The sequence below is a fragment of the Mizugakiibacter sp. genome, from assembly GCF_039680435.1.
Classification (GTDB): domain Bacteria; phylum Pseudomonadota; class Gammaproteobacteria; order Xanthomonadales; family Rhodanobacteraceae; genus Mizugakiibacter.
Genome location: NZ_JBDKSX010000082.1, coordinates 24,743 through 37,502 on the forward strand (window position 1 = coordinate 24,743; position 12,760 = coordinate 37,502).

11 protein-coding genes are annotated in these 12,760 nt (G+C 72.4%); all 11 read right to left on the bottom strand.

Annotated elements, in window-relative coordinates; all coding sequences use genetic code 11:
* Positions 1-43 precede the first annotated feature (43 nt).
* On the bottom strand, positions 44-1,408 hold the full coding sequence (gene rseP / locus ABFC67_RS08735) for an RIP metalloprotease RseP (RefSeq protein WP_346737615.1): 1,365 nt from the start codon (positions 1,406-1,408) through the stop codon (positions 44-46).
* An 8-nt stretch (positions 1,409-1,416) separates the two neighbouring features.
* Complete coding sequence (locus tag ABFC67_RS08740; RefSeq protein WP_346737616.1) at positions 1,417-2,595, bottom strand: 1-deoxy-D-xylulose-5-phosphate reductoisomerase; 1,179 nt, start codon at positions 2,593-2,595, stop codon at positions 1,417-1,419.
* The gene (locus ABFC67_RS08745) at positions 2,592-3,419 is read right to left on the bottom strand and encodes a phosphatidate cytidylyltransferase (protein ID WP_346737617.1); all 828 of its coding nucleotides are present in this window, start codon (positions 3,417-3,419) and stop codon (positions 2,592-2,594) included. Before ABFC67_RS08745 ends, ABFC67_RS08740 begins: the two co-directional genes overlap by 4 nt.
* A gap of 11 nt (positions 3,420-3,430) precedes the next feature.
* A complete protein-coding gene (uppS, locus tag ABFC67_RS08750) occupies positions 3,431-4,189 on the bottom strand; it encodes a polyprenyl diphosphate synthase (RefSeq protein WP_346737618.1) in 759 nt (252 codons plus the stop codon).
* 148 nt (positions 4,190-4,337) lie between these two features.
* Positions 4,338-4,895: a ribosome recycling factor gene (gene frr, locus ABFC67_RS08755; RefSeq protein ID WP_346737619.1), complete on the bottom strand. Its 558-nt coding sequence runs from the start codon at positions 4,893-4,895 to the stop codon at positions 4,338-4,340.
* Between the two features lie 65 nt (positions 4,896-4,960).
* On the bottom strand, positions 4,961-8,614 hold the full coding sequence (locus tag ABFC67_RS08760; protein ID WP_346737620.1) for a WD40 repeat domain-containing serine/threonine protein kinase: 3,654 nt from the start codon (positions 8,612-8,614) through the stop codon (positions 4,961-4,963).
* On the bottom strand, positions 8,604-9,305 hold the full coding sequence (locus ABFC67_RS08765) for a hypothetical protein (RefSeq protein ID WP_346737621.1): 702 nt from the start codon (positions 9,303-9,305) through the stop codon (positions 8,604-8,606). The genes ABFC67_RS08760 and ABFC67_RS08765 overlap by 11 nt, the downstream gene beginning before the upstream one ends.
* Positions 9,306-9,359: 54 nt before the next feature.
* Complete coding sequence (locus tag ABFC67_RS08770; RefSeq protein ID WP_346737622.1) at positions 9,360-10,061, bottom strand: sigma-70 family RNA polymerase sigma factor; 702 nt, start codon at positions 10,059-10,061, stop codon at positions 9,360-9,362.
* Positions 10,062-10,144: 83 nt separating this feature from the next.
* Positions 10,145-10,780: a YkvA family protein gene (locus tag ABFC67_RS08775; protein WP_346737623.1), complete on the bottom strand. Its 636-nt coding sequence runs from the start codon at positions 10,778-10,780 to the stop codon at positions 10,145-10,147.
* A 151-nt stretch (positions 10,781-10,931) separates the two neighbouring features.
* The gene (gene pyrH, locus ABFC67_RS08780) at positions 10,932-11,654 is read right to left on the bottom strand and encodes a UMP kinase (protein ID WP_346737624.1); all 723 of its coding nucleotides are present in this window, start codon (positions 11,652-11,654) and stop codon (positions 10,932-10,934) included.
* A gap of 133 nt (positions 11,655-11,787) precedes the next feature.
* Positions 11,788-12,666 (bottom strand): translation elongation factor Ts, encoded by an 879-nt coding sequence (gene tsf / locus ABFC67_RS08785; RefSeq protein ID WP_346737625.1) that lies wholly within the window; start codon positions 12,664-12,666, stop codon positions 11,788-11,790.
* Positions 12,667-12,760: the final 94 nt, after the last annotated feature.

Sequence of the window (12,760 nt, forward strand, 5' to 3'; positions counted from 1 at the left end):
GACGCTTGGGACGCGGCACGAGGCCGCGACAGAAGGCCGCGGATCACGAGGCCAGGCGCAGGATGTCGTTGTAGAACGCCAGCCCCATCAGCGCCGCCAGCAGCGCCATGCCGACGTATTGACCCGCCAGCATGACCCGTTCGCTCACCGGACTGCCCTTAACAAGTTCGATAAGGTAATACAGCAGGTGTCCGCCGTCCAAGATCGGGATCGGCAGCAGGTTCATGATGGCCAGGCTGAGCGAGATGATGCCGAGGAAATACAGGAACCAGGCCAGGCCCATTTCCGCCGAGGCGCTGGCGTACTTGGCGATGGTGATCGGGCCGGACAGGTTCTGCAGCGAGGCGTGACCGGTGAGCATGCGGCCGAGCATGCCCAGCGTCTGCCCGGTAAGCTGCCAGGTTTCGCCGACCGCCGCCGGCACCGCGGCGATCGGGCCGCGCTGCAGCACGGTGTCGTAGTGCGCTTCGGTCGGCCTGGCCCCGATGCCGAGCTGGTAGCCGGAACCGCCGTCGGCCAGCGTCACCCGCCGCGGCGAAGTGCGCAGGGTGATGCGGTCGGCGCCGCGCGCGACCTCGATCGCCAGCGTCTTGCCGGGGCCGGCCTCGGCGCGGATCGCGTCGGTAAGGTCGCCCCAGTCCTGCAGCGCGCGTGCGCCGACGCGCAGGATGCGGTCGCCCGGCCGCAGCCCGGCCGCCGCCGCGGCGCTGCCGGGCTCGACCGTGCCGATCACCGCCGGGATCAGGATCTGCTGCGGCACCAGGCCGATGCGCGCGACCTGCGTGCGCTCGTCGAGCCCCGCGGGCAGCGCGTCCAGCGCCAGCGTGCGCACGCGCTCGCTGCCGTCCGCCGCCTGCACGCGCACGTCGACGGAGCGACGCGCGGCGGCCGCGTCGGCCAGCGCGAGGCCGAGGTCGGTCCAGGTGGCGATGCGGGCGCCGTCGACCGCATCGACGCGGTCGCCCGGCTGGAAGCCGGCCTGCGCGGCCAGCGCCTCGGCGCGCCCGACCAGCGGCAGGTAGTCGGGCTTGCCGACCACGAACATCGCCCAGAACGCGGCCACCGCGAACAGCAGGTTGAACAGCGGGCCGGCGGCGACGATGGCGATGCGCTTCCAGACGGATTTGCCGGTGAATTCCCGCGCGCGTTCGGCGGCGGGCACGTCGCCCTCGCGCGCATCCAGCATCTTGACGTAGCCGCCCAGCGGGATCATGGCGACCACGTACTCGGTGCCATCGCGGCCGAGCCGCGACCACAGCGCGCGGCCGAAACCCACCGAGAAGCGCAGCACCTTGACGCCGCAGCGCCGCGCCACCCAGTAGTGGCCGAACTCGTGGAAGGTCACCAGCAGGCCGAGGGTGACCAGCAGCCACCAGGCGGAACCGGCGATGTTGCCGAATAAGCTCATGCGTAGGATCAGCAGAAGGCCCGGCGCATGATACGGCGGGCCGTATCGCGGGCGGTTAAATCACGATGAACCAGCGTTTCCGCATCGACCACGGGCGACGGCGGCAGTTCCGCCAGCGTCGCCTCGATCACGTCGGCGATGGCGAGGAAGGGCAGGGCGCCGGCAAGGAAGGCCTCGACCGCGATCTCGTTGGCGGCGTTCAGCAGCGCCGGCGCGTCGCCGCCGGCGCGCAGCGCCTGGTAGGCCAGCGGCAGGCAGCGGAAGGTGTCGGTGTCGGGGCGCTCGAAGCCGAGTTGGGCGCGCGCGGCCAGGTCCAGCGGCACGACGCCGGCCTCGACCCGCTCCGGCCAGGCCAGCGCGTGCGCCAGCGCGGTGCGCATGTCGGGGTTGCCCAGCTCCGCCAGCACCGAGCCGTCGGTGTATTCGACCAGCGAATGCAGCAGGCTCTGCGGATGCACGACCACGTCGATGGCCTCGGGCGCGGCGCCGAACAGCACGTGCGCCTCGATCACCTCGAGGCCCTTGTTCATCAGCGTGGCGGAATCCACCGAGATCTTGCGGCCCATGCGCCAGTTCGGGTGCGCGCAGGCCTGGTCCGGCGTGACCGCGGCCAGGTCGGCGCGCGTGCGGCCGCGGAACGGCCCGCCGGAGGCGGTCAGGATCAGCCGGCGCACGCCCGCGCGGTCCAGTTCGGGGCGCCCGCCGGGCAGGCACTGGAAGATCGCGTTGTGTTCGGAATCGACCGGAACCAGCACGCCGCCGCCCGCGCGCAGCGCCTCCAGCAGCAGCGGCCCGGCCATCACCGCGGATTCCTTGTTGGCCAGCAGCAGGCGCTTGCCAGCGCGCGCCGCGGCCAGCGTCGAAGCCAGGCCGGCGGCGCCGACGATCGCCGCCAGTACGGTGTCGCACAGCGGGCCAGCCGCGGCTTCGGTCAGCGCATCGGCGCCGGCCGCGGCCGCGGTGGGCAGCCCCGCCGCCTTCAGCTTGCGCGCCAGCGCGCCCTCCAGCGCGGGATCGGCGATGATCGCCAACTCGGGCCGGAAGCGCGCGCACAGCTCGACCAGCGCGTCGACGTTGCGGTGCGCGCTGAGCACGCCGGCGCGGAAGCGGTCGGGGTGGCGCGCGATCACGTCCAGCGCGCTGGCGCCGATCGAGCCGGTGGCGCCGAGGACCGCGACCTGTTTCATAGGCCGAGCATGGCCTCGAGCATGGCCTTGCCGACCACGAACACCGGCAGCGCGGCGAACACGCTGTCGAGGCGGTCGAACAGGCCGCCGTGGCCGGGGAACAGCGCGCCGGAGTCCTTCACGTCGGCGTGGCGCTTGATCAGGCTTTCGAACAGGTCGCCGACGATGGAGATCGCGGTGGTGAACAGCGCCAGCACGACCAGGCCGGCCAGGGCGAAGCCGCCGACGCCCAGCAGCGGACCGCCGACCAACGCGATCAGCGCGGCGCCGGCCAGCGCGCCCCACACGCCGGCGATCGTCTTGCCCGGGCTGATGCGCGGCGCCAGCTTGCGCCGGCCGTAGCGGCTGCCGGCGAGATAGGCGGCGGTATCCGCCGCCCACACGATCATCAGCGCCAGCAGCGTCCACAGGTGGCCATGCTGCTCGCTGCCGTGCACCTGCACCAGCGCCGCCCAGGCCGGCAGTACCACCAGCGCGCCGGCGCCGAGCTTCAGCCAGCCGTTCTCGCGGGTCGGCGCCGCGCCGAAGGCGTAGTGGCGCAGCCACAACAGCGCGACCGCCCACCATGCCACCCCGGCCATGATGGCCGCCGGCCACGCAACGGTTCCGCGCAGCGTCCACAGCAGCACGAACAGCGCGGCGTAGCCGGCCATGATCGCGCCGCGCGTGCGGCGATCGCGGAAGCCGGCGAGCCGGGTCCATTCCCACAGCGCCAGCAGGAAGGCGACCGCCACGACCAGCGCGAACACCGGCGTCGGCGGCAGCAGGATCAGGGCGATCGCCAGCGGGGCCAGGATCAGGGCGGTGAGGGTGCGCTGCTTCATGGTCGTCCGGGTCAGGAGGCTTGGGCGACCTGCGCGCCGGTCCTGCCGTAGCGGCGCTGGCGGCCGGCATAGTCGTCCAGCGCGCGCTGCAGGCAGGCCTGGTCAACGTCCGGCCACAGGGTGTCGGTGAAGTACAGCTCCGCGTAGGCGATCTGCCAGAGCAGGAAGTTGCTGATGCGGTGTTCGCCGCCGGTGCGGATGAACAGGTCCGGCGGCGGCAGGTCGGCGAGGCTGAGATACGGCGCCAGGGTGCGCTCGTCGATGGCATCGGCGGTCAGTTCGCCGCGCGCCACCGCCTCGGCGGCGCGGCGCGCGGCCTGGGCGATGTCCCAGCGGCCGCCGTAGTTGACGCAGACGTTCAGCGCCAGCGCGGTGTTGCCGGCGGTTTTCGCCATCGCCGCCTGCATGCGCTGGCGCAGCGGCTCGGCGAAGGCGGTCAGGTCGCCGACGAAGCGCACGCGCACGCCGTGGCCGTGCAGCTCGTCGGTTTCCTTGTCCAGCGCCTTCAGGAACAGCTCCATCAGCGCGCCGACCTCGTCCTGCGGGCGCCGCCAGTTCTCGCTGGAGAACGCGAACAGGGTCAGCGCCTCGATGCGCTGGCGCAGGCAGAACTCGACCGCCTCGCGCACCGCCTTCTGGCCGGCGCGATGGCCGAAGCTGCGCGGCCGGTGGCGCTGCTCGGCCCAGCGGCCGTTGCCGTCCATCACGATGGCGAGGTGGCGCGGGATGCGTGCGGCGGACGCGCTGCCTTCGGGCGTGGTGGCGTTCACGTCAGTCCCCGCGCCTGGCGCGCAGCGCGCGCCCCGCACCATTTGCCCTCTCCCCCGTGCGGGGGAGAGGGGAACGGGAAGCCCCGTGCGGGAGTCGTGCTGCCGGCGTCATCGCGGCGAGGGCGCTGTCGCGCGCTCGGACGTCCATTCAAAGGGCCATCAATTCGTCTTCCTTGGCCTTGACGACCGCGTCGACGTCCTTGATGTGCCTGTCGGTCAGCTTCTGGATCTCGTCGTCGGCGCGGCGGGATTCGTCCTCGGTGATCTGCTTCTGCTTGAGCAGGTCCTTGACGTGCTGTATCGCGTCGCGGCGGATGTTGCGGATCGCCACCTTGGCGCTCTCGCCCTCGTGGCTGACGTGCTTGGCGAGATCCTTGCGGCGCTCCTCGGTCAGCGCGGGCAGGTTGATGCGGATCACCATGCCGGCGGTGGTCGGGGTGATGCCGAGATCGGAGGCGAGGATCGCCTTCTCGACCGCGGACACCATCTGCTTCTCGTACGGCGTGATCGTCAGCGAACGCGCGTCGGCGACGGCGATGCCGGCGACCTGGCTGATCGGCACGTCCGAACCGTAGTAGTTCACCCTGATGCCTTCGACCAGTGCCGTGCTGGCGCGGCCGGTGCGCAGGCGCTGCAGGTCGTGCCTGAGCGTCTCGACGCTCTTGCCCATGCGGGTCTGGGCATCTTTCTTGATGTCGTTGAGCATGGGGATCCCCGGTGTGCGCAGCTAATCACGGGAGTATAGCAATTTGATCGATCCTGCCGGACCGTTCACCGGGCGCGCGGCGGCGGTTGCGGCCGGATTTCGGCCGCGGGCCACGCTCCGGGATCGCGCGCGCGCAGGGCGGCGCGCTCGGCCGCCGTCGGCGGCTGCGGCCTGCGCGGAGCCTCGTCGCGTGCGCCGAGCCGCGCCAGTTCGCTCTGCATCGCGCCGGCCGGGCGCTGCTCGGGCGCGATCGGCCAGACCAGCCAGTGGCCCTGCACGGTTCGCCCCAGCAGCCGGTTGCCGTCCGGCGAGAAGGCCAGTTGCGCGATGGCGTCCATCGCGTTGCTGTCGGCATGCAGGGGCGGGCCCGCCGCGGCGGCGGTCGTCGCATCGTAGAGCTGCACCTCGCGACGGAAAGCGTGGGCCACCAGTTTTCCGTCCGCGCTCACCGCCACCGCGCCCACGGCGGCGCTGTCGGCGCGGTGGACGGCGATGCGGGGCGCCGCTTCGCCGGTGTCGAACAGATCCTCGCTGCTGCCCGCGACGAACGCGCCGGCGCCGGTTGCGGCCACCGCGATCGGTCGGGCGGATCCGGTCGGTCGCCGGGCGCGGATCGCGTCGGCGGCCGGATCCCACGCGATCAACGCGTCGTCGCCAAGGCGCGGATCGTCGGCGCGGGCGACCATCAGCACCTGCCGGTCGTCGGCGGCGAAGGCGGCCCACAGCACCGGCACGAGGGGGTCGTGCGGGTACTCGCCGACGCGCCGCAGGCTGGCGGTTTCGAGCACGGTGGTGGCGCCGGTCGGCGGGCCGGTGGCCAGCAGGCGCGCGCCGTCGGCGGAGAAGGCGAGCCGGCGCAGGGGGCCTTCGAGCGCAACGCGGCCGGGGCGGAGCCGGCCATGCTGCAGGTCGACCACCGCGAGCCGTTCCTCGTAGCCTTCGGCGCCGCTGCCGCCGAAGGCGAGTACCGCGTTGTCGCCGGCACGGTCGGCGAGCAGGCGCTGCGGGCTGTCGGGCAGCGCGACGGGCGGGAAGCGCAGCCGCAGGTCCGCCGTGTCGTAGACGCGCAGCGCCGGGCCGACGGTCACGACCAGGCTGCGTCCGCGGTCGACCAGCTCGGCAAAGCCCGGCGGTTGCGGCAGCTTGAGCCAGGGCGTCGACGCCGTTCCCTGCACGGAGACGAGGCGCAGTTGGTCGTAGGCGACGTCGACCAGGCGCTTGCCGTCGAACCAGGTCTGCTCGGGCACCTGCCGCGCCGCGCGCGCCTCCAGCATCGGCGAGAGCGGCAGACGCCACAGCCGCAGTTGGCCGTCCATGCCGGCGCTGGCCAGCAGCCCCGTCCGCAGCGACCAGCCGATCGGGTAGCGCCCGGCCAGCCCATGCCGCGAGGGGCCGGCGCCGACGCGGGTGGCCGGAACGGAGCGCGGACCGGGCAACGGCAGATGCCAGAGCGCCGTCTCGCCTTCGCCGGCCGCGATCAGCAGGCGTTGCCGGTGGCTGACCGCGACGCGCTGCACCGAGAAATCGTGCTGCATCTGCCCGGACACCAGCGGGTTGCCGGTGGCCACGTCGAAGGCGTAGGCGGCGCCGTCCCGGGTCGCGGCGGCGAGCCAGGCATCGTCTTCGCTGAAGGCGATCCAGCTGACCTCGCGGCCGCCCGGCGTAGCCAGTTGCCGCTGCGCGAGCGTGCGCGCATCGAGCAGGAACACGCGGCCTTCGAAATCGCCCAGCGCCATGCGGTTGCCGTCGCCGCTGAAGGCCCATGCGGAAATGCTGGCGCCGCCGGGCAGCCGGACCGTGCGCGGCGTCGCCAGGTCGGGCAGGCGGTACAGGCTCAGGGTACGCATCGCGACGGACAGCGTCGCCGCGAAACGCCCGTCCGGGCTCAGCTTCCACGGCATGAAGTCCCGGCCCTCGGGCGTGGGACCGAGGCTGGACAGCGGCCGCCACGGGTCGAGCTGCCACAGTTGGCTCTGCCGGCGGTGGTTGCGCAGCAGCGCGTGGCGTCCGTCCGCGCTGTAGGCGGCGTCGGCGAAGTCGCCGAACGCCGCCGGCGGCTCGATCAGCGCGGCGCGGTCGAGATCGATCAGCCAGGTGTCCGAGTCGGTGGGGCTGACCGCGTTGCTGTACCACTCGAAGGTCACGCGCAGGCGGCGATCGCCCGCGAACCGCAGCAGCAGCGGAATGCGCCGCTGGCCGTCGGCGCTGAGCCGTCCGGCCAGGCTGACGCGGCCGCGCTCGGCCAGCGTGCGGGTGTCGTACCAGCGCACGCTCTGGTCGTTGAGCGCAACCGCGAGCAGGCGCCCGTCCGGGCTCAGCTCCACCGCCATCGGATTGGCGTCGGCGATCACGGTGCGGTCGATCAGCGTCGCCCCCTGCGCGACGAGCATGCCCACGCGGCGCCTGTCCATGTCCGCCATGCCGGTGCGCCGCGAACGCTCCTCCTCGGCGATGTTCTGCAGCAGGCGCGGCAGGGCCTCGAAGCCGTGGCCCTCGCGCTCCAGGCGCAGCGCCGCCTCGCGCCGGCTGTCCCACAGCAGGCTCCGCGAGGTGGCCGCGTTGATCTCCGCGCGCCGCCACTGCAGCGAGGTCGCCGTGAAGCCGGTCGCGAGCGCCGCGATCAGCAGGAAGGTCAGCGCGGCCAGCCTGGGTTCGCGTCGGGCCGCGCGCCACAGCCGCTGCGGCATGCCGAGCGGGCGCGCGTGCACCGCGCGCCCTTCGAGGAAGCGCCCGAGGTCGTCGGCCAGCGCGCGGGCGGTGGGGTAGCGCGCCTGCGGCGATTTCTGCAGGCAGCGCAGCACGATCGCTTCCAGGTCGCGCGGCAGCGTCGGCACGATCCGCCGCGGCGATCGCACGCGCGCGTGCAGCACCTGCTGCAGGGTCGCCTGCGGCGTGTCGGCGAGGAACGGCGGCTGCCCGGTGAGCAGTTCGTACAGCACCGCGCCCAGGCCCCAGATGTCGGTGGCGGGCGTGAGCTTGTGGCTGTGCAGCTCGGCCTGCTCCGGCGCCATGTAGCTCGGCGTGCCGCAGACCTCCTCGTTCTCGGCGGCGAGCGCGTGGTCGAGGCGGCGCGCCAGGCCGAAGTCGGCGACCTGCGGTTCGTCGCGCTCGTCGAGCAGCACGTTGCCCGGCTTGAGGTCGAGATGCAGCATGCCGAGACGGTGCGCGTAATCCACCGCCTCGGCGACGCTGCGGATCAGTTGCGCGGCGCGCTGCGGCGCGAACGGCCCGTACACGCGCAGATGCACCGCCAGGCTGCCGCCGACGATCAGGCGCATGCTGAAGAAGTGCAGCTCGTCGCGCGTGCCGACTTCGTAGATCGGCACGATGTTGGGATGCTGCATGCGCGCGGCGTTGCGCGCCTCGCGCACGAAGCGCGCGATGAAATCGCGCGAGGCCCACGGGCCCGCGGCAAGCAGCTTCAGCGCCACTTCGCGGTCGAGGCTACGCTGGCGCGCGCGATAGACGACGCCCATGCCGCCTTCGCCCAGCAGTTCGATCAGCTCGTAATCGCCGAACAGGCGCTGCGCCGGATCGCCCAGGTCGAGCGCAAGGCTGGCGCGGTGCAGGAAGGCGAGGTGCAGGCCGGCGCCGCGGCCGGACGGGGCCGCGCCGCCGCCGTACGTATCGAACGCGAGCGCGGCCAGGCGGCTCAGACCGGCCGCATCGGGCCACGCCGGCACGATCGGCGTGGAGCTGCGCGGCAGTTCATGCGGCATGGCGCGCCTCCGCGTCCAGCGCGTGCTGCAGCGTGCGTCGCTCGGCGGCGAGATCGGGCGCGCCGCGCACGGTGTCGGCCAGCTCGGCATCGCACAGCTCGCGAAAGCGTTGGCGCAGGCGGCACAGGGCCAATGCCAGCGCCAGCGGGCGGGCGCCGAGGCGGGCGCTGGCCGCTTCGAGGGCGCCGACGGCGGGCTCGCGCGCAAGATAAGGTTCCAGCGCGTCGAACATCTCGAGGTGCCCGGATTCGCTCGCCTCGTCGCGCAGGTGCCGAAGTCCGCGCGTGAGTACCGCCAGCGCGAAGCCGCGCTCGAAGGCCCGCGCCGGATCGTCGGCCGCGCAGGCTTCGCCGCGCGCGCGCGCCTGCGTGTCCTCGGCCGGCGCGCGCTGCCCGCCGCCGAGGAAGTCGCACAGCCGCGCGAACAGGAATTCGCGGAAGCGCCGCGCGGCCCATTCCGCGCCGCCGGGTCGCGCGTGGGCGAGCTGCTCGAAGAATGCACGCGTGGTGTCCTGCGCCGCGTTCGGCGCTTGCCCGCGGCGACGCAGGTAGGCGTATACCGGGTAGCGGTAACGCAGGCAGAGCGCGTTCAGCGCCTCGCGGGCGCTGTCGCTGCGCGCGGACGCCAGCGACCAGCGGGTGGTCGCGAAGGCGGCGTCTGCGGACGACGGCACGGTGGCTGCCGGCTTCATGCTCGCTACCTGTACGGGATCCGGTGGCGGAGCCGGAAGCTCCGGGGGCACCTCTCAATGGAGCGTGGCTCTGAGCGCCGCGCGCAGGTCGGTGATTTCCTGTTCGAGATCGCCGGCGCTGCCGGTGGTTTCGGCCAGTTCGGCGCGCACCAGCTCGCGCAGGCGATGACGCATGCGGTGCACGGCGACCGCCAGCGTGTTGGGCCGCAGCCCGAGCGCGGCGGCCACGCGCGCGTAGTCGGTTTCGCCGGGGCGTTCGGTGAGGAATTCCTGCAAGTGCTCGTACAGGTCGAGCTTGCCGGCGCGGGCAGCTTCCTCGCGCAGGTGGCCGAGCGCGGTGCCGAGCACGGCCAGCGCCCAGCCGCGCTCGAAGGCGCGCAGCGGGTCATCGTCGTTCGTGGCCGTGGTGTTCTCGACGGTGTCGTAAGCGACCGCCGCCGCGCCACCGCCGCGTCGCGCCGCGTGCGCGCTGTCGGCGGCGTTGATCAGGTGACGACGCAGGGCGGTGAGCAGGTAGGCGCGGAACCGGCCGCGCTGCGGGTCGGCCCGCGCGAAGCTGGCCTGCTCGAGGAAGCGGACGAAGAAGCCTTGCGTCAGGTCCTCCGCCTGTTCCGTCGTGTAGCCCTGGCGACGGACGTAGGCCAGCACGGCCGGGCGGTAGATGCGGCACAGCCGCTCCAGCGCGGCGCGCGCCCGGGCAGGATCGCCCTGGGTGCTCAGCACGAGGCTCCAGCGTGTGGTTTCGAATCGGCTCATGTCCGATCCTCCCGCCGCAGGCCAACGACCTCCGTGTGACCGGGCTGGCAGTCTGCGCCCGGCCGCTGCGGCGTGGAAGTGTCTCAGGTCACGCGGAACCCGCGGCCCGACCATTCCCAGTGGGCGTAATGCCGCGCATCGACGCGGCGGCGTTGCAATGTGTAACGCAACTCCTCGCCGCGCGCGGCCAGCCAGTCGTCGCGGCGGCGGCTCTCGGCGGGCGCACCGGCCGCGATGCGGCCGTCGCGGTAGCGGCGGAAATCGAGATAGTCGTCGAGTTCGTCGCGCAGCCGGTTCAGCGCCACGTCGACCAGGATGGCGTCGTCGAGCAGGCCGATCAGCGGGATGCCGTCGGGAATCAGGTCGTCGGCGCGGTCGACGTAGGCGAGCAGGTCGTCGATGCCGGCGCGAGTGGCGGCATCCAGCGACCAGTCCGCGTCCGCGGCCATGTCGCGCAGCGCCTGCGCGCGGGCCATGCGCGCAGGGATGAAGCGCACGCTGCGGCCGCTGCGGGCCGCATGCAGCGCCATGGCCACGGCGGTGGTGATGCGCGCGCTGTCGAAGTCGTCGGCGTGCTCGTACAGCGCGTGCGCGAGCGCGTTGAATTCGCGCAGCGCGGACGGCGCCAGCGCGATCTGGCCGATGCGCGGATCGCTCGAGAGCGTGGCGGCATCGAAATCGATGCCGGTGCAGGAACGCGGCTCGGTGAACGGAATCATGGCGGCACCTCCGGTGCGGGCGAGGGGGCGGTGCGCGTGCCTGCGATCGCACCCGTCCGGTTGCGCACGTGCTCCTGCGGCGCGCGCGAGCCGGTCCGGCCCGCGTCCGTGGGTACAGCGGCGATGGGCTTCGATTACGCGAGGCGCGGATTCAGCCGCAGTCGACCAGGGTGCCGATCGGCTCGCCGCGCATGATGCGCATCAGGCCGCCCGGCTGGCCCATGTCGTAGATGCGCAGCGGCATGCCGTGGTCGCGGCACAGCGCGATCGCGGCGGTGTCCATCACCGCCAGCTTGCGCTCGATCACCTGGTCGTAGGTGAGGTGCTCGAAGCGCTGCGCGTCGCTGACCTTCTTCGGGTCGGCGCTGTACACGCCGTCGACCTTGGTCGCCTTCAGCAGCAGCTGCGCGCCGACCTCGACCGCACGCAGCGCCGCGGCCGAGTCGGTGGTGAAGAACGGATTGCCGGTGCCGGCGGCGAAGATGCAGATGCGGCCCTTCTCCAGATGGCGGATCGCGCGGCGGCGGATGTAGTCCTCGCAGACCTCGTTGATCTTGATCGCGCTCATCGTGCGCGCGTAGGCGCCGAGCTTCTCCAGCGCGTCCTGCATGGCCAGCGCGTTCATCACCGTGGCCAGCATGCCCATGTGGTCGCCGGTGACGCGGTCCATGCCGGCCGCGGCCAGGCCGGCGCCGCGGAAGATGTTGCCGCCGCCGATCACCACGCCGACCTGCACGCCGGCCTGCTGGACCTCGATGATTTCCGCCGCCAGCCGTCGCAGCACCTTGGGATCGATGCCGTAGTCCTCGTCGCCCATCAGGGCTTCGCCGGAAAGCTTGAGCAGGATGCGCTGGTACTTGATCGCGGCGGGCATGGCGTCGGTTCCTTGGGGGATGCGGGCACAAAAAAAGCCGCTCGTGGCCGGCAGGCTCGCACGAGCGGCTCGGATTGTCCGCGTCGGCGCCCCCGTACGCCTGCCGGTGGGGGCGCTGCGCGCGGAAGAGGGTTTACGCCAGGCCGGCCTGCTTCATCACTTCGGCGGCGAAATCCTCTTCCTTCTTCTCGATGCCTTCGCCGACGGCGAGGCGCGCCACCGAGACGACCTCGGCGCCGGCCTTCTTCAGCACGTCGGCGACGGTGTTGGCGGTGTCCAGCACGTAGGCCTGGCCGGTCAGGGACATTTCGGCGAAAACCTTGCGCAGCTTGCCCTGGATCATCTTTTCCTGGATCTCGGCGGGCTTCTGCCTGTCCTTGTCGGTCATCTGCGCGAGGGCGATTTCCTTCTCCTTCGCGACGATCTCGGCCGGCACCTGCTCGGGAGTGACGTAGGTCGGGTTCATCGCCGCGACGTGCATGGCGATGCCCTTGGCCAGCTCGTCGCTGCCGCCCTTCAGCGCGACCAGCACGCCGATGCGGCCGCCGTGCACGTAGCTGCTGACCACGCCGTCGCACTGCACGCGCGCCATGCGGCGCACCTGGATGTTCTCGCCGATGGTGGCGATCAGGGCCTTGGCGGCTTCCTCGACGCTGCCGCCGGCCGGATAGGCCGCGGCCTTCAGCGCGTCGACGTCGGCGGCGCCGGAGGCCAGCGCGACCGCGGCCACGGCATCGGCGAACTTCAGGAAGCTGGCGTCCTTGGCGACGAAGTCGGTCTCGCAGTTGACCTCGACCAGCACGGCCTTGCCGCTGCCCTGCGCGGCGACGATGCGCCCCTCGGCGGCCACGCGGCCGGCTTTCTTGTCGGCCTTGGCCAGGCCCTGCTTGCGCAGCCACTCGATCGCGGCGTCGATGTTGCCGCCGTTCTCGGTGAGTGCCTTCTTGCATTCCATCATGCCGGCCCCGGAGCGCTCGCGCAGCTCCTTGACCATGGTTGCGGTGATCGTCATTGCGTGGAACCTCTTGGATGGCGGCGCGCCGGCAATCCGGCGCGCGTGGCCTCGAACCGTGGAATTTCTCGGCGCCGCCATCGGTCTTGGCGCG